Genomic DNA, 16,449 nt, shown 5'->3' on the forward strand with positions numbered 1-16,449 from the left:
CGTATCCGTTCTCCGCTCGTCCCGTCCCGACATCGTCATCCGCCGAGCCCGAGGGTCCTGAGCCCTTCGTTGAGCTGGCGCAGCCGCTCGGCGTCGCCGGCGACGGCCTGCCGGGCATCGGCCGATGCCCCCACCGCCTTGCCACGGTCGCCCATCACGAGATAGGCGCGCACCAGGCGCAGCCACCCCTCGACGTCATCGCCGTTCTGCTTGAGCCGCGTGGCGAGGCGTTCGACCATGCCGCGCACCATCGCGTTGCGATCGCCCTCGGCCATGTCCTTGGACGCTGCGATCGTCTCATCCGACAGCGCCGGCATCGTGCCGCCGCCGACCCGCGCCAACGAAGATTGCACCAAAGGACGCCACGGCGCATCCGCCGGCGCCTTCGCCAGCAGCGTGCGCCAGATATTGGCGGCATCGTCCTTGCGGCCGTCCTGCTCGGCGGCGAGCCCCAGGAAGTAGTTCGCCTTGGGATCGTCGGCATTGAGCGCGTGCGCACGCTCGAATTCCACCTTGGCCTCGGCGGTCACGACGCCGCCGGCAGCGGCCGAGAGCGCCTCGCCGAGATCGGAGCGGCGCTCGGGGCTCTCGCCATTGTAGGTGAGCGAGTTGCGATAGGCGCGCACCGCATCGTCGAAGCGGCCGAGCCGCTCCAGCACCGGCGCGAGCACGTTCCAGCCGCGACCGTCGGTCGGATTCTTTTCCAGATGTTGCTCGACTTGCACGACGAGGTTCTCGAGCGATTGCGCCATGCCGGACCCGGATCCGCGCTCGCGCTGCGCCAAGGGAAAGTCCTGAAGCTTGGGCGAGCCGAGCGGCATGTAGACGCCGATCGCAACCAGCGGCAGACCGGCGAGCGCCAGCACGGCCGCGGCGCGGCGCCATTTCAGGCTCGATTTCGGCGCAGTTGCGGGGTCGCTGGCAGCGGCGGCGAGCAGCCGGCGGCTGATCTCGACGCGCGCAGCCTCGGCTTCAGGAGCTGCGATCAGTCCCGTGCCGAGATCACGCTCGATCTCGGCCAGTTGGTCCTTGTAGACCGCGACCTCGCTGCCTTGATTTTGCGCGCGTCCGCTGCGGCCGAGCGGCAGAAGCACGGCGAAAATCGCCGCGACCGTCATCAGCGCGAACACGAACCATAGCGTCATCTGGCAAGCTTCCGGCGGCGCACGATCCGCGCCCACAGGTGGCTTTACACCACGGCCGGACGAGGCGGCAATTGACAATTGTCAATTCGGCGCGACCGCGCGCGGTCCCGAAACGATGAAACTCCAACGGCTTAGCCGATCTCGAAGTCCGCACTTTGCGCGGCATCCTCGCCGTGCCCGTTGAAGGCCTTCAGGAAGTATGTTCCGGGCCGGATTGCAGCGGGCATTCTGATGCGCAACGCCCCTACCGGAACCGGCGAGGCGACCCTGGTGACTGTCTCCGGCAGTTGCCGACCGCTTGCCTTCTCGACCAGCACCACCTTCGCGCCGACCATCAGTCGTTGATATTTGGCAGTGATGACGCGGTTCTCGATTTCGATGGAGCTGATAATGGGTTTCATGCGCCCACAAATAGAAATTCCCCGGACTTGCACGGGACCGTAGGGCTCGCTACCGGCAGCGTCAACCTCAAATTGTGATCACGAAAATATGCGCTTATATCAGCTTGCGCGCGACGATTTGCGCTCGCCCGTGAGCGCGTTTTCTGCCGCACGACTCATCAGCGAGGCGTAATCGTCGCCGAACAGCACCTGGCAGAAGCGGATCGCGGCCTGCACCTGCTGCTGTCGATAGGTGCGGACCTTGTGATCGGCGGCGCGCAGCGACTGCACCAGCTGTTCGGTCGAGCGTTCGACATATTGCTGGAGGTCGGAATAGGTGCGCAGCGTCACCTCGTTGATCGCAAGCTCGCTCGCATAGTTGCGGCAGGTCGCGACGAAATCGATCAGCGCCACGGTTTCCTCGACCTCGGTGCTGTCGATTCGCGCCCCCGGCGGAATGTCCTTCTCGGCGCGCTGCCGCAGGATGCGGCGAACGCGGCCGGGAACGCTGTCGATCTCGGATTGCAGCGCATTGGAGATGTCGGCCCGGATCGAGACCAACTGCTTGCCCCAGGCGGAATCGTTGCGCAGGTCCAGCTCGGTGCGCAGGCCGCGCACGCCGTCATGCAGCGCCTTGAGATTGCCGGCGACATTGTCGAAATGGCCGCGCTTGATGTCCATGCGCAGGATCGCGGCAACACAGGACAAATCATGCAGGGCGATCGTGACGGCGACACCGTAGGGCGTTGCGGCGACGCGGATCTCGTCGTCCGATGCGGCAATCTTGATGGCAAGGCGGATGATCTGCCACGGCGCGGTCATCCGCTGCACCACCATCGACAGCGCGAAGGGCAGCATCTGCGGGGTCTGGAGAACGGGAATGTTGAGCGCTGACGTCACCGAGGCGATCTGGGAATCGCCGAAGGCGCGCAGGAAGCGCGGCAGCTTCTCGTTCAGAGCGGCGATGGCTTCCCGGACCTGGAGCACCGCACCGATCGAATAGAGATCATCGATCACGTTGGGCGGGCCGACACGGGCCAGCGCGCGCGACTTGTCGCCGCCGCCGGGCCCCGTCAGCGCGAAGATCGCGTCCGCAGCCACCGCCTGGAGCTTTGAGGCCAGCGCCTCGACCTGGCCGGCACTGTCTGCCGGCATGCGGGCCAGCGCCGCCTCGAATTCATTCACCTTGTCCGGGGCGCCGTCACGGCCGAGCCATTGCCAGATCGGGTGCAGCGAGGAGCGGCGGATTTGTCCGACCCGGATCGGGGCGCCCGCCTCGACCAGGAACGGTTCCAACACTTGGAACAGCAGGCGCGACAGATCGTCCGTACGCGGCGGCGGGGCCTCGTCGGCTTCGCTCTTGCGGACGATCTTGCGCAACTGCTCGAGCACGAGGGTCGCGACAGCCGTGTCCTGGCCACGCTCCAGCGCGCGCTCGAACTCCCGCATCAGCAGCGCCTGCGACTGCGGCGGGAGCTGCGCGAGATATTCCCTCAGCCGCTCGATCGATGTCTGGCTCATGCGCCCGGGTCATGCACGGTAAAATGGCGGACATGGGATGCGTCCGGGCGCGATCTTAAGAGGTCCCCACTTAAGAAGCCGTTTAGGAAGTCGCCTCGAATGCCTCCGGTTTTCTCCTGCAGGGGCATCGGCCGCAACGAAAAATCCAGTGAGAACAATGGACTATAGACCGGGAAGGACCAGTTCGGCCCGCAGGCCCCCGATCGGCGCCCCGCCGAGCGAGAGGCTGCCGCCATAAAGCGCGGCGAGATCGGTCACGATCGACAGCCCCAGCCCCGAGCCGGGCTTGGATTCGTCGAGCCGCTGGCCGCGCCGGGAGACCTTGGCGCGCTCGGTCTCCGACAGGCCGCGACCGTCGTCATCGACGATGATCCGCAGGCGCGGGCCGGCGCCGGTCTGGTGCGGCATCTCGACCAGAACCTCGATGAAGACGCGCGAGGCCGCCCATTTGCAGGCATTGTCGACGAGATTGCCGACCATCTCCTCCAGATCCTGCCGCTCGCCCCGGAACTTCGCAGACGGATCGGCCTTGGCCTCGACCACGATGCCACGGTCGCGATGGATCTTCTCCATGGTCCGCCGCAGCGCCTCGATGGCGGGCGCCACCTCCGTCACGGTCGCGACCACCGAGACCCGCGCCGCAATGCGGGCGCGCTCCAGATGATGGGCGACCTGATCGCGCATCACGTCCGCCTGCTCCATCACCTTGGACGCGAACGGATCGGCCGCGTGGGCGCCGGCCTCGTTGACGATGACCGAGAGCGGCGTCTTGATCGCATGGGCGAGATTGCCGACATGGGTGCGCGCCCGCTCGACGATCTCGCGATTGGCGTCGATCAACGCATTGGTCTCGCGCGCCAAAGGCGCGATCTCGACGGGAAATTCGCCCTCGAGCCGCTCCGCCCGCCCGGAGCGGATGTCGGCGATGGATTCCGAGATGCGCTTGAGCGGCGCCAGGCCAAAGCGGACCTGGAACACGGTGGTCAGCAGCAGCACGATGCCGAGCGCCGTAAACGTGCCGCCGAGATAGTAGTCGAAGCTCCGCGTCTCGTCGAAAATCTCGGTGTCGTCGCCGGCGACGCTGACGAGAAACTTGCCGTCGGCACCGAGATCGACCGGCCGCTCCACCATGCGCAGGTTCTGCCCTTCCGGACCATCGACATAGGCGAGTCGGATGCCGGCGGCGGTGAGCTCGGCCCCCTGCTCTTCCAGCTTCGGCAGTTTCTTGTCCCAGAGCGAGCGCGACGAGCGCACCTCCGGCTTCTCGGTGTCGGTCCGCGTGATCTGCCAGTACCAGCCCGACAGCGGCAGTTCGAACAAGGGCTCGCCGAGCGACTGGAACTGGCGGTCGGGCGGCTCGTCGGGGGTCGCGACCTCGGCGATCAACGTGCGGAGATAGAGATTGAGACGACGGTCGAAGGCGCGCTCGGTGGCGTTCTTGTAGACCGACGACAACACCACGCCGGTGATGGCCAGGATCACCACGAGCCAGGCGGTCGCCGACAGGAACAGGCGGTTCGCAAGCGAGCTAGCGGGCATCGGGACGATCCCGGGAGGCGCAGGATGGCAGGGCGTCGGTCATGACCGGACCAAGGCCCCTGTCGAGCCGCCCGTCAAGACGCTTCAAGCGCCGGGGGATGGCGGGGTCAGGAGATAGCCGAGGCCACGGACGGTCTGGATGATGTCGACGTCGAGCTTCTTGCGGATGCGGCCGACGAAGACCTCGATGGTGTTGGAGTCGCGGTCAAAATCCTGGTCGTAGAGATGCTCGACCAGCTCGGTGCGGGAGACCACGCGCCCGGAATGGTGCATCAGATAGGCCAGAAGCCGATATTCGTGCGAGGTCATCTTCACGGGATTGCCTGACACGCTGACCCGGCCGGTCCTGGTATCGAGCGTGACCGGGCCGCAGCTGAGTTCGCTCTGGGCATGACCGGTCGAGCGGCGCAGCAGCGCGCGGATGCGCGCCAGCACCTCCTCCAGGTGGAACGGCTTTGCGACATAGTCGTCGGCGCCAGCGTCGAACCCCTGCACCTTGTCGCTCCAGCGGTCGCGCGCGGTGAGGATCAGGACCGGCATGGTGCGGCCGTTGCGGCGCCAGGCCTCCAGCACCGAGATGCCGTCCTTCTTCGGCAGGCCGATGTCGAGCACCACGGCGTCATACGGCTCGTTGTCGCCGAGATAGTGCCCCTCCTCCCCGTCGAAAGCGCGGTCGACGACATAACCAGCGTCGGTCAGCGCCTTGGTGAGCTGGCGATTGAGATCGGGGTCGTCCTCAACAACGAGCAGGCGCACGCTTCTCTCCAAAGATTGGCTGCAAGAACAGGCTGCATGACCACGGCCAGAGATGAGCAATTCCGGCGTGAACTGAATATGAACGCGGGGAACCGGCACGTTACTTTTTGGTCATATACGACCTCCCACGCGCCGACGCGACTGCGCCCGCCAGGCAACCGGACGAGCCGACGGCATGGCGGGCGCAATGTGCCGCGTCACGCGGCGAATAGGAAGGGTCCGAGGCGTTCGGACCCGGCCGATCAGGTCCGGAAGAACACGAACCAGATGACGGCGAGGATCAGGATCGCAAGGCCGGTCGAGATGGCAAGCAGCGCCGCCACCGACGGCCCGGGCTCGCCCTGACGGGCCTCGGTCGGAGTTTCCACGATCTGATGCCGCTCTCGCGTGGTTGCCATGATGCCCTCAATCTTTGGATGTCGCTTCAGATAGCCACGACCTCCTCGCAGCCGATATCCGGAGCCAACGCGTGATTGGATATGATGTTCCGGCCTTTGCCCGCGGATCGGCAGCAACCTCAGGCCCAGCGGCCGGTTAACGCAGTTGCAAGATTGAGCAGCCCGTCTTGCTATGATTCGTTGTTCCCCGATGGTATCCTTGTCACTGTCCCCGTTGCGTTTGGAGTAGCCCATGGCCCCCCGCGCCAATTGGAAGGGTTTTCTGCGTCTGTCGCTCGTGACCTGTCCGGTCGCGCTCTATCCGGCCACTTCGGATACCGAGAAGGTCTCCTTCAACCAGATCAACCGCAAGACCGGCCACAGGATCAAGTACCTCAAGGTCGACGCCGAGACCGGTGACGAGGTCACGTCCGAGGACATCGTCAAGGGCTACAAGGTCGACACCGACACCTATATCGAGGTCACCAAGGACGAGCTCGACGACATCGCGCTGGACTCCACGCACACGATCGAGATCGACGAGTTCGTGCCGAAGGCCGATATCGACAACCGCTATCTGATCCGTCCCTATTACCTCGTGCCCGACGGCAAGGTCGGCCACGACGCCTATGCGGTGATCCGCGAAACCATCCGCAGCATGGACAAGGTCGCAATCGGCCGCGTGGTGCTGACCAACCGCGAGCACATCATCGCGCTCGAGCCGCTCGAGAGCGGGTTGATGGGCACACTGCTGCGCTATCCCTACGAAGTGCGGAGCGAAACCGAGTATTTCGACGACATCCAGGACGTGAAGCTGACCAAGGACATGCTCGACCTCGCAAAACACATCGTCGAGAAGAAGTCCGGCGCGTTCGAGCCCGGGCTGTTCGAGGATCATTACGAGACCGCGCTGATCGATCTCATCAACAAGAAGCGCAGCGGCATGCCGATCACCGCCAAGGCGGCGCCGAAGACCGGCGGCAATGTCATCAACCTGATGGATGCGCTGAAGAAGAGTCTCGCGAGCGAGAAGGAGGCGGTGCCCGCGGCAAAGGTCGTCAAGGAGCCTGTCAAGGGCAAGAAGCCGAAGAAGCGCGTCGAGGGCCAGCGCGAAATGCTGCTGCCGATCGCCGGCAAGGGCGGCAAGGACGCCGCGGCGAAGACTGCGCCCAAGGAGGCTTCGAAGAAGGCCGACAAGCCGGTGCGCGCGCCGGCGCGGGCGAAGAAGGCCAGCTAGACGCATCGCACCTAACAATCGCACCGTGATGTCCCCCCTCGCCGGTCGGCCGGACTGACATGCCCTGGTCGGCGGAGTTCGACGATCCGGTTCGCGTGAGCAACAAACGCAAGCTGCTCACGCTTCAAGAGGCGGCGGACTACGTCATGCGGCTGCCTGAGGATGCCCAGCACGAGGCGCACTGGCAGACCGCGATCGAGACCTTGATCAATGCGGCCGAGACCGGCGGGGGCTGGATGATGTTCGCCCGCATCGCCATGTTGCGGGCGCTGAATGCGGACGGACGGCGCGAATGAGGGCGATAGTCGGCCCCTTCAGCAGCATGCTTGCCGGGCCGTTGACGAATAGGCTCAATAATCCGTTAAGCGCGACCGTCGTTTACCGATACGGCGGAGCTCTGCGCATGAACCAGGGTATTCCTACGGGAGACAAAATTAAGCACCGGTTGTCCTTGCGCACAGCATGGTGCCAGCCCCGATCGAGCCAAGGTACGCGTACCGTGCAGCAGCAGGACGTCAGAAAGAGCTACATCAGCATCGTGAACGACGCACGCGAGAGCGAGCGGACCGCGGGCACGGGGGCGCGCTCGCAGCGGGGCGCGGTAAAGGACTTCGTTGGCCGCCTCACCGCCATGTTGAAACGCCGCCTTCCCGGCGCCGCGATCACGTCCTAGCGGACGCTGCGGCTGTCGCAGAGAGCGCGCCGATTTGCATCCATTTGGATGGGATGAGGGAACCTTAATTTAATGAATGTCACCGTATGAAACAGAGGCGCGTTCGCCCGGATTTGATTCTTTTAGCGCGCAGAAAATCTATTCGATCGATTTACGGGTTCGAAAACGACGCGGCCATACATTGGTTCGGATGAAGAGGAGTTGGCAATGAGTTTGCTTAGGTCTTTCCTTGCCGATGAGACTGGCGCCACCGCCATCGAATACGGCCTGATCGCCGCCGGCATTGCACTGGCCATCGTAACCGTCGTGAACAACACGGGCAGCCAGCTCCTCAACAACAAGTTCAACTCGATCAGTTCGTCGCTGAAGTAACGGCCGCCCTGGCCTGAGGCGACGTCCCTATGCGTTGACTTCAGCATGGCTCGCGGCGGCCTTGCCGGAGCATGCCACCTCCCCAATTCCGTCATTGAGGGCCACCGGGTCCGCGCAAAGCGCGGTCCGATGACAGGCTCCGCGAAGCAATCCAGAATCCCTCGGCGGGAAAGACTCTGGATTGCTTCGCTGCGCTCGCAATGACAGAGTGCGGAGCGACGCCGCGGTTCCATTGACTCGAATGTCTGCTTACGGGATTCTCGCTCTGCAACCGCGGCTTGGCTCGACGAGCCATGCTGTCTAACGATGAACCAGAGCTGCTTGAAGGATGCAGATGAGAAGCGTGACGCTGTTGGCGCTCAGCCTCATGTTCGTCGGCGTCTGGTCGGGCGACGGCGCGAGAGGACAGACCTCGGCCGCGCCGCCGGTTTCGCTTGCCCCGCCCAATGCATTGCCGCCACGCGGGAGCGCCACAAATTCAAGAATTCCGCCGGCGACATCCGGCAGAGAGGCTTCGCCACCTGTGGTCGGCGGGCTTCCGCAGGGGCCGAATCCGGCCGCCGACTACGATGGCTTCAGCGTCGGCACCGACGACAATGACACCCCAAGTCGGGTGACGCCGCCCGTGAGGTCACGCGCAGCAAAGGGCTCCAGGTCCAATCCGGATACGAACGGCCTCGCCGGACAATCGTCGATCGATCAGGAAGACGAGGCGTTGCAACGAAAGCTGACGATTTGCAAGAACTGCAAATAGCAGGTTTGTCAGCCGCTGGTGAAACCGACCTGCGGCATGCGGCTGGCAAGCTCGTGGCCCGAATGGAGCGCAGCGAAATCCGGGCTACGGGACTGAGACAGGCCAGCGATGACGCAACGGGTATTTCGATAGCTCCAGCAACACCAGGGACACAAGCGCTGCCACCACCGTAACGGCGAGATCGTCGGAATGCAGCGGGCCAAAGCGGAATAGGTCGGCGGCGGCCGGCCACGCAAGGCTTAGGGAGAGCACGGTGGTCACGAACACGACAATGATGACCAGTGTCCGGTTCGGCCGGGTAAAGGCTTCGATAAGCGACGTCGAGAACGAGCGGTTGACGAAGATCAGGCTCACGATCACCAACACCAGCGAGAAGAACGTCAGGGCACGCACCTCGTTCGCCGGCATGCCGTAGGCATTCGCCGTCACCATCACGCCCCCGGTCAGGGCCAGCGCGAGCGCACCCTGCAGCGCCGACCAGACCAGCAGGGACCTTGGCAGCAGCGGCTCGTCCGGCGAGCGCGGCGGCCTCTGCATCACGTCGCGCTCTTCGGTCTCTGCCTCGAATACCAGGGAGCAGACGGGATCGATGATCATTTCGAGGAATGCGATGTGGACTGGCCCGAACAGGAGCGGCAGCCCGGTCACCAACGGCAGCAGCGCAAGCCCGGCAATCGGAACGTGGACCGCAAGGATGAAGCTCATCGCCTTGCGAAGATTGTCATAGATCCGGCGGCCGAGGCGGATCGCCTTCACGATGGAGCCGAAATCGTCGTCAAGCAGAACGATCGAGGACGCCTCGCGCGCCACGTCGGTGCCGCGCCCGCCCATGGCGACGCCAATATGGGCAGCCTGCAGCGACGGCGCGTCGTTAACGCCGTCGCCGGTCATGGCAACGATTTCGCCGGCACCCTTGAGCGCATTGACGATGCGCAGTTTCTGGGCCGGCGCAATTCGCGCGAAGACGGCTTGTCCCCGCGCCGCCTGGGCAAGTTCGGCATCGGCCATGCCTTCGGCGTCCGCCCCCGTCAGGATGCGTTCGGGATCGAGGCCCGCTCGCGTCGCGATCGCAGATGCAGTCGCGGGATAGTCGCCAGTGATCATGACCACACGGATGCCAGCGGACCGGCATTCGGCGACGGCGCCCTTCACTTCAGGCCGCAGCGGATCGGCAAAGCCGGTCAGGCCGCAGAAGCCAAGGGAAAAGCCGCGTTGCGTCTCGGGAAGATCGGTCTCCGCGCAAGTCGCCCGCGCCACGCCGAGCACGCGAAGCCCTTCCCGCGCGAGGGCGTCCACACGTGCCCGCAATTCAGCCAGCTCTTCCGCGCTCATCCCGCAAAGCATGCCGATCGTCTCGGGCGCGCCCTTTGCCGCGACGACGCATTCACCGTCGCCTCCGCGCCACACGTTCGACATGGCGAGCAGGTCGGGACGCAAGCCGTAGCTTTGCACAAGTCGTCGGCCGGTGCCGGTCCCCGGCCTGAGCGAATGCAGCGCCTTCTCCATGGGATCGAACGGCTCCGGGACGCAGGCCAGGACGCCAGTCTCAATCAATGAATCGAACGTATGCTCCGCGCGCGCCGCGATGTCAGGCGTGTATTGTGAACCATCGGGCAGCACCAGACGCGCAACAGTCATGCGGTTTTCGGTCAGCGTGCCCGTCTTGTCCGTGCAGAGCACGGTTGCCGCTCCGAGCGATTCGATGGCCGAGGCCCGCCGCGTCAGCACGCGAGCCTGCGAGATGCGCCAAGCGCCCATGGCGAGAAACACCGTCAGAACGACCGGAAACTCCTCGGGAAGCATCGACATGCCGAGCGCAATGCCGGCAAGCACGCCCTCGAGCCAGCCGCCGCGATAGAGTCCATACAGGAGCACGGTCAACGCGATCACGAAGGCGCTGGCGATCGCAAACATTGCCACCAGGCGCGTCGTTTGCTGTTTCAGGCGGGGCGCCTCCGTCGACAGTGAATGTAGCGATTGTCCGATCTTGCCGATCTCGCTTCGGACTCCGGTCGACGTGACTTCAGCCACGCCGCTTCCGCGCACTACCAGCGTCCCGGAGAACACGAATGGATGGTCATCGCCACCAGCATGCGGCGCCACCGGCTGATCGAGCGCGGAATGCGCCAGCTTGCGGACCGGGACGGATTCCCCCGTCAGCAGCGATTCATCCAGCAGGAGATCGTCGCATCGAACGATCGTAGCATCCGCCGCCACGCGGTCTCCCTCGGAGAGCATGATCAGGTCACCGCGAACGACCTCGCGGCCTGGAATGCGGATGTGTTCGCCGCCGCGGATCACGAGTGCGCGGGGGCTGGTCAGGTCGCGCAATGACTCGAGCACGCGCTCGGTGCGCGCCTCCTGCACGATGGTGATGACAATCGAGATCGATGCAAACACCAGGAGCAACAGCGCTTCGCCGAGATCGCCCAGGACGAAGTAGATCAGCCCGCCCGCCAGCAGCAACAGCAGCATGGGCTCGCGCAGCACCTCAAGGATGAGTTGCACGATCGTTCGCCGCTCCGTGCGAGGCAGCTCATTGAAGCCTTCGGCCTTCAGCCGTGCCTGCGCTTCGGGCGCGGTCAGCCCCTGCATCGCCGGCCATCGGTGTGAGAAGGGCACGGCGGCTTATCATTGTGTTTCCCGTTGGCAACGGGGCTGTCAGGATAGCTCGCGAGGCTCAAGTCCATGGGTCCCTAGGAGCAATTGAACGATGAGGGCCGTCATCTCGCCCCTCAACGCCATCATGGCATGCCGCAACCGGCTGCCGGCTTGACCTGGGTCAAGCGTCTGCGCTCCCACGGGGCCTTGCTGGGGCTGGCGAACGCGTCAGTTCGGACAGGGTTGTCCGGCGGCGCCCCACACGGCCATGTCCTTGACGTGATCTTCGAAAGTGCCCGGCGGCGTCGCGCGGCCGGCTCCGGGGGCCCAGCCCCGCGGAATGAAGCCGCTCAGCGACGCATCGTGCCGCAAGTGCTCGACGAGACCGGCAGCGTCACGACCGCCATTGCGCTTGGGATCCTTCATCTGCGCGCAAATCTCGGCGCCGCTCTTGCCGAACCAGATGAAATCGACCGGTGAGCTCGATCATGTCGACTTGTCCCTTCGCAACGTTGGAATTAGCGTTCCTACGAAGCTTCAACACTGTCAAACCGAATCCCCACCGCATCTGCGCTTACTTTCAAATTCGCACGATAACCGCGGGAGTTTGAATTCGGTGGCAAGCTGCATGCGTTGAGCTGCCTCTTTCGACAGCAGCGCATCGCGTGAGTGCGCCTTCTCGTCGCGCGGCAGCTTGATCGATTTGGCGACGACACTGCGAACCGCAGAGTTGCGATGACGGTCCGTACACCTCCTGCATAGCTGACCTACCTGCAGGCGCGATCAACTGCGCTTTACGCCTCTCCAATTTCCTGATCCTCTCTCCTCCAATCAGCCGGACCAACCGGCCTGCCCAGGGAGAGAGACGCCATGAAGCTCGGCACCGCCATTGCAGAAATCATGCGGCGTGAGGGGATCGAGATCCTCTGCGGTTATCCAGTCAACCATCTGATCGAGCATGCGGCGAAAGCCGAGATCCGACCCGTGATGGTGCGGCAGGAGCGTGTCGGCATCCACATAGCGGATGCGATCTCGCGGGTGACGTCGGGCCGCAGCATCGGCGCGTTCTGCATGCAGCATGGGCCGGGCGCGGAGAACGCGATGGGCGGCGTTGCGCAGTGCTTTGGCGAATCCGTTCCCGTGCTAGTGCTGCCGATGGGCTATCAGCGCCGGCTTGCGCATATCGAGCCGAACTTCAATTCCAGCGCGGCGATGAAGCCGTTCGCGAAATCCTCCGAGCCAATCATTCTCGCCGCCGAAGTCGCCAATATCTTTCGCCGCGCCTTCACCAAGCTGAAGAACGGCCGCGGCGGGCCTGTCATCGTCGAGATCCCCTCCGATATGTGGAACGAGGAGGTGCCGGAGCCGCTGAACTACACGCCGGTGCTGCGCACCCGCTACGGCGCCGACCCTGTTCACGTAAAGGAAGCAGCCGACCTGCTCGTGAACGCAAAACGGCCGGTGATCTATGCCGGCCAAGGCGTGCATTACGCGCAGGCGTGGCCGCAACTGAAGCGGCTCGCCGAACGGCTGGCGATTCCCGTCACGACCAGCCTCGGCGGCAAATCATCGTTTCCGGAAACGCATCCGCTCTCGCTCGGCTCGGGCGGGCTCGCGGTGCCGCGCGCGGTGCCGAAGTTTCTCTCCGAGGCCGACGTCATCTTCGGCATCGGCTGCTCCTTCACCGAGACCAATTTCGGCATCGCGATGCCGAAGGGCAAGACCATCATCCACTCCACGCTCGACCCGAACCATCTCAACAAGGATGTGGAAGCCAAGATCGGCCTCGTCGGCGATGCCGGTCTTGTGCTCGATGCACTGCTGGAGGAAATCGGCAAGTCGGTGACATCCGATCGCGACGCCTCGGCGGTCGCGGCCGAGATTGCGGCCTCGCACAAAGAGTGGCTGGCAAAATGGATGCCGAAACTCACCAGCAATGACGCGCCGCTCAACCCCTATCGCGTGCTGTGGGATCTTCAGCACACCGTCGACATCCACAACACCATCATCACGCATGATGCCGGCAGCCCGCGCGACCAGCTCTCGCCGTTCTGGAAATCGGTCGAGCCCCTCAGCTATCTCGGCTGGGGCAAGACCACGCAGCTCGGCTATGGCCTTGGGCTCACGATGGGCGCCAAGCTCGCAAAGCCCGACAAGCTCTGCATCAATGTCTGGGGCGATGCGGCCATTGGTTTTACCGGCATGGATTTCGAGACCGCGGTGCGCGAGCGCATCCCGATCATGTCGATCCTGCTCAACAACTTCTCGATGGCGATCGAACTGAAGGTGATGCCGGTCTCGACCGCGAAATATCGCTCGACCGACATCTCCGGCGACTATGCCGCGATGGCGCGCGCCTTCGGCGGCCATGGCGAGCGGGTGACGAGGCCGGAGGAGATCGTGCCCGCGATCAAGCGCGGCATCCAGAAAACGCAGGAAGGCGTGCCGGTGCTGCTGGAGTTCATCACCAGCAAGGAGACCGAGGTGTCCCGGCCCGGCACGTGAACGGGGCCGCAGGCGCTGGCTCCGGCCGCACAAGATGTGATAATCCGGCCCAGTGCCGCGCAAGCCGCGGCATCAAGCCGGATTAGGAATGACCACCCCTTCCAACGAAATCGAGGAACTCGAGCGCCGATTGCAGTCGGCCGCAGCCGAGAATGCACGGCTGCGCGGCGAGCTTGCGGTTGCGCGTGATCGCCAGAGCGCCAGCGCCGAGATCCTGCGCACCATCGCGGCCTCGCCCTCCGATGCCCGGCCGGTCTTCGCGGCGATCGCGTCCAGTTCAAAGCGCCTGCTCGGCGGCTTCTCCGCCACCGTGCTTCAGTTCATCGGCGATGAGCTGCACCTCGTGGCGTTCACGCCGACCAGCCCGGAGGCGGACGAAGGACTCAAGGCGTCGTTCCCGCGCAAGATCGCGGACTTCCCGACTTTTGCGCTCGTGCGCGACGGCGAGACGATCCAGTTTCCCGACAGCGAGGCCGCCGACGTCCCGGAGCTGAACCGGGAGCTGGCGCGGCTGCGCGGCTTCCGCAGCGTGCTGTTCATGCCGCTGATGAACCGGGGCGCGCCGGTCGGCATGATCAGCGTTACGCGCGCCGAGCCCGGCGCGTTCGCGCCCGATCTCGTGCAGTTGCTCCAGACCTTTGCCGACCAGGCCGTGATCGCGATCGAGAATGCGAACCTGTTCAACGAGACGCGCGAGGCGCTGGAGCGGCAGACCGCAACCGCCGACATCCTCAAGGTGATGGCCGCTTCGCCCTCGGACGTGCAGCCGGTGTTCGCGGCCATCGCTGCCAACGCCAATCGCCTGATCGGCGGCTTCTCCACGGCAGTGCTGCGCTATGTCGACGGCGGCGCGCATCTTGCGGCATTCACGCCGACTGATCCCGCGGGCGATCGCGTGCTCCAGGCCTCGTTTCCAGTGCCGTTTGCGCAATTCCCGCCTTACCAGCTCGTGGCCAACGGCGCCGCGGCGCAATTGCCCGACACCGAGCTCGAGCCGGCCGCGCGCGACATCGCGCGCGCCCGGGGCTATCGCAGCATGCTGTTCACGCCGCTGATGAGCGAGGGCGAAGCCATCGGCATCATGATCGCCACGCGCCGCGCGACCGGCTGCTTCGCCGAGCATCACGTGCGGCTGCTGCAGACCTTCGCCGACCAGGCAGTGATCGCGATCAAGAATGTCAGCCTGTTCAACGCCACCAGGGAAGCGCTGGAACGTCAGACCGCGACCGCCGACATTCTCAAGGTGATCGCGGCTTCGCCTGCCGACGTCACGCCGGTGTTCCAGGCCATCTCCGACAGCGCCAAGGCGCTGATCGGCGGGCACTCCTCCACCGTCACCCGCGTCATCGACGGCATGCTGCATCTGGCGGCCTTCACCACCGACAACGAGGCCGGCAATGCGGACCTGCTCAGCTCGTTCCCGACACCGCTGTCGGCCTCAGGCATTCACAGCCGGGTGGCAAGGAGCGGCCAATATGCGTTCCGCAGCGACATGCAGAGCGAACCTGATCTCACCGAGGCCATGAAGGAGCTGGCGCGGACGCGAGGCTATCGCAGCATCCTCGTGGTGCCGATGCTGCGCGACGGCGTTGCGATCGGCACCATCGCCGTCACGCGGCCGGAGCCCGGTCATTTCCCCGACAAGGCGATCAACCTGCTCAAGACCTTTGCCGACCAGGCCGTGATCGCGGTCGAGAACACGCGCCTGTTCAACGAGGTGCAGGACCGCACGCAGGACCTCGCCAAATCGCTCGACGATCTGCGCGCCGCGCAGGACCGGCTGATCCAGACCGAGAAGCTTGCCTCGCTCGGCCAGCTCACCGCCGGCATCGCGCATGAGATCAAGAACCCGCTCAACTTCGTGAATAATTTTGCCTCGCTCTCCGCCGAACTGACCGACGAGCTGAACGAGGTACTTGGGCCGGTTAAGCTCGCAGACGAGGTCCGCGCGGAGGTCGACGAGCTGACGGGGCTTCTGAAGGACAATCTGCAGAAGGTCGTGCAGCACGGACGCCGCGCCGATTCCATTGTCAAGAACATGCTGCTGCATTCGCGCGAAGGCGGCGGCGAGCATGGGCTGAGCGACATCAACGCGCTGGTGGAAGAGAGCCTCAACCTCGCCTATCACGGCGCACGCGCCGAGAAGCCGGGTTTCGACGTGACGCTGAAACGCGAGCTCGATCCCGCGGCAGGGCAAGCCGAAGTGTTTCCGCAGGAGATCACCCGGGTGCTATTGAACCTGATCTCGAACGGCTTCCACGCGGTCACCAAGCGCAAGGCGGAGGGCGCCGCCGACTACGAGCCGATCGTGATCGCCGCGACGCGCGACCGCGGCGACAGCATCGAGATCCGCATCCGTGACAACGGCATCGGCATCGCCGACGAGGTCAGGGAGAAGATGTTCAATCCGTTCTTCACCACCAAGCCGGCCGGCGAAGGCACGGGCCTCGGGCTATCGATGAGCCACGATATCGTGGTGAAGCAGCACGGCGGCACGATCGACGTCGCGACGGAGCCCGGCGCGTCCACGGAGTTCACGATCCGGCTGCCACGGAAGAGCAGTTTTGCGGATGCAGGCAGCGGCTAAGC

The 16,449-nt window shown here is 64.7% G+C and carries 15 protein-coding genes; 7 read left to right on the top strand and 8 right to left on the bottom strand.

Annotated features, from left to right (window positions below):
• Positions 1–35: 35 nt before the first annotated feature.
• The 6 genes from ccmI to XH85_RS45460 all read right to left on the bottom strand — a co-directional run bounded on the left by ccmI (position 36) and on the right by XH85_RS45460 (position 5,739).
• A complete protein-coding gene (ccmI, locus tag XH85_RS31320) occupies positions 36–1,145 on the bottom strand; it encodes a c-type cytochrome biogenesis protein CcmI (protein WP_128934929.1) in 1,110 nt (369 codons plus the stop codon).
• Between the two features lie 131 nt (positions 1,146–1,276).
• On the bottom strand, positions 1,277–1,546 hold the full coding sequence (locus tag XH85_RS31325; RefSeq protein WP_091890965.1) for a hypothetical protein: 270 nt from the start codon (positions 1,544–1,546) through the stop codon (positions 1,277–1,279).
• Positions 1,547–1,645: 99 nt separating this feature from the next.
• A complete protein-coding gene (locus XH85_RS31330; protein WP_128934930.1) occupies positions 1,646–3,046 on the bottom strand; it encodes a hypothetical protein in 1,401 nt (466 codons plus the stop codon).
• 162 nt (positions 3,047–3,208) lie between these two features.
• Positions 3,209–4,585 carry a sensor histidine kinase gene (locus tag XH85_RS31335; RefSeq protein ID WP_128934931.1) on the bottom strand — a complete coding sequence of 459 codons (1,377 nt, stop codon included), beginning with the start codon at positions 4,583–4,585 and terminating at the stop codon, positions 3,209–3,211.
• 84 nt (positions 4,586–4,669) lie between these two features.
• Positions 4,670–5,341, bottom strand: coding sequence for a response regulator transcription factor (locus tag XH85_RS31340; protein ID WP_128934932.1), 672 nt, complete (start codon positions 5,339–5,341; stop codon positions 4,670–4,672).
• A 242-nt stretch (positions 5,342–5,583) separates the two neighbouring features.
• Positions 5,584–5,739: a hypothetical protein gene (locus XH85_RS45460; RefSeq protein ID WP_164934544.1), complete on the bottom strand. Its 156-nt coding sequence runs from the start codon at positions 5,737–5,739 to the stop codon at positions 5,584–5,586.
• Positions 5,740–5,971: 232 nt separating this feature from the next.
• Between XH85_RS45460 and ku the strand changes: the two genes are divergently transcribed.
• From ku to XH85_RS31365, 5 genes are all read left to right on the top strand, one after another.
• On the top strand, positions 5,972–6,955 hold the full coding sequence (ku, locus tag XH85_RS31345; protein ID WP_128934933.1) for a non-homologous end joining protein Ku: 984 nt from the start codon (positions 5,972–5,974) through the stop codon (positions 6,953–6,955).
• 59 nt (positions 6,956–7,014) lie between these two features.
• Positions 7,015–7,251 (top strand): hypothetical protein, encoded by a 237-nt coding sequence (locus XH85_RS31350; protein ID WP_128934934.1) that lies wholly within the window; start codon positions 7,015–7,017, stop codon positions 7,249–7,251.
• 107 nt (positions 7,252–7,358) lie between these two features.
• Entirely contained in the window at positions 7,359–7,628 is a 270-nt protein-coding gene (locus XH85_RS31355) for a hypothetical protein (protein ID WP_128934935.1), read from the top strand.
• 207 nt (positions 7,629–7,835) lie between these two features.
• Positions 7,836–8,000: a Flp family type IVb pilin gene (locus XH85_RS31360; RefSeq protein ID WP_091890949.1), complete on the top strand. Its 165-nt coding sequence runs from the start codon at positions 7,836–7,838 to the stop codon at positions 7,998–8,000.
• A 334-nt stretch (positions 8,001–8,334) separates the two neighbouring features.
• Positions 8,335–8,754: a hypothetical protein gene (locus tag XH85_RS31365; protein WP_128934936.1), complete on the top strand. Its 420-nt coding sequence runs from the start codon at positions 8,335–8,337 to the stop codon at positions 8,752–8,754.
• A gap of 84 nt (positions 8,755–8,838) precedes the next feature.
• On the opposite strand, the gene XH85_RS31370 is transcribed toward XH85_RS31365, so the two are convergent.
• Positions 8,839–11,349, bottom strand: coding sequence for a cation-translocating P-type ATPase (locus tag XH85_RS31370; RefSeq protein ID WP_128934937.1), 2,511 nt, complete (start codon positions 11,347–11,349; stop codon positions 8,839–8,841).
• A 234-nt stretch (positions 11,350–11,583) separates the two neighbouring features.
• On the bottom strand, positions 11,584–11,781 hold the full coding sequence (locus XH85_RS31375) for a hypothetical protein (RefSeq protein WP_245473270.1): 198 nt from the start codon (positions 11,779–11,781) through the stop codon (positions 11,584–11,586).
• A 423-nt stretch (positions 11,782–12,204) separates the two neighbouring features.
• On the opposite strand from XH85_RS31375, the gene XH85_RS31380 reads away from it, so the two are divergent.
• The gene (locus XH85_RS31380; protein WP_276486199.1) at positions 12,205–13,860 is read left to right on the top strand and encodes a thiamine pyrophosphate-requiring protein; all 1,656 of its coding nucleotides are present in this window, start codon (positions 12,205–12,207) and stop codon (positions 13,858–13,860) included.
• Positions 13,861–13,948: 88 nt separating this feature from the next.
• Positions 13,949–16,447 (top strand): GAF domain-containing sensor histidine kinase, encoded by a 2,499-nt coding sequence (locus XH85_RS31385; protein WP_164940864.1) that lies wholly within the window; start codon positions 13,949–13,951, stop codon positions 16,445–16,447.
• The last annotated feature ends 2 nt before the right edge of the window (positions 16,448–16,449 follow it).

It is taken from the genome of Bradyrhizobium zhanjiangense (assembly GCF_004114935.1).
GTDB classification, from domain to species: Bacteria; Pseudomonadota; Alphaproteobacteria; order Rhizobiales; family Xanthobacteraceae; genus Bradyrhizobium; species Bradyrhizobium zhanjiangense.

What these genes read in the sequence shown, in the direction of transcription:
- ccmI (WP_128934929.1), bottom strand. Translation starts at nt 1,145, where the DNA reads ATGACGCTATGGTTCGTGTTCGCGCTGATGACGGTCGCGGCGATTTTC.
- XH85_RS31325 (WP_091890965.1), bottom strand. Translation starts at nt 1,546, where the DNA reads ATGAAACCCATTATCAGCTCCATCGAAATCGAGAACCGCGTCATCACT.
- XH85_RS31330 (WP_128934930.1), bottom strand. Translation starts at nt 3,046, where the DNA reads ATGAGCCAGACATCGATCGAGCGGCTGAGGGAATATCTCGCGCAGCTC.
- XH85_RS31335 (WP_128934931.1), bottom strand. Translation starts at nt 4,585, where the DNA reads ATGCCCGCTAGCTCGCTTGCGAACCGCCTGTTCCTGTCGGCGACCGCC.
- XH85_RS45460 (WP_164934544.1), bottom strand. Translation starts at nt 5,739, where the DNA reads ATGGCAACCACGCGAGAGCGGCATCAGATCGTGGAAACTCCGACCGAG.
- ku (WP_128934933.1), top strand. Translation starts at nt 5,972, where the DNA reads ATGGCCCCCCGCGCCAATTGGAAGGGTTTTCTGCGTCTGTCGCTCGTG.
- XH85_RS31350 (WP_128934934.1), top strand. Translation starts at nt 7,015, where the DNA reads ATGCCCTGGTCGGCGGAGTTCGACGATCCGGTTCGCGTGAGCAACAAA.
- XH85_RS31355 (WP_128934935.1), top strand. Translation starts at nt 7,359, where the DNA reads ATGAACCAGGGTATTCCTACGGGAGACAAAATTAAGCACCGGTTGTCC.
- XH85_RS31360 (WP_091890949.1), top strand. Translation starts at nt 7,836, where the DNA reads ATGAGTTTGCTTAGGTCTTTCCTTGCCGATGAGACTGGCGCCACCGCC.
- XH85_RS31365 (WP_128934936.1), top strand. Translation starts at nt 8,335, where the DNA reads ATGAGAAGCGTGACGCTGTTGGCGCTCAGCCTCATGTTCGTCGGCGTC.
- XH85_RS31370 (WP_128934937.1), bottom strand. Translation starts at nt 11,349, where the DNA reads ATGCAGGGGCTGACCGCGCCCGAAGCGCAGGCACGGCTGAAGGCCGAA.
- XH85_RS31375 (WP_245473270.1), bottom strand. Translation starts at nt 11,781, where the DNA reads ATGAAGGATCCCAAGCGCAATGGCGGTCGTGACGCTGCCGGTCTCGTC.
- XH85_RS31385 (WP_164940864.1), top strand. Translation starts at nt 13,949, where the DNA reads ATGACCACCCCTTCCAACGAAATCGAGGAACTCGAGCGCCGATTGCAG.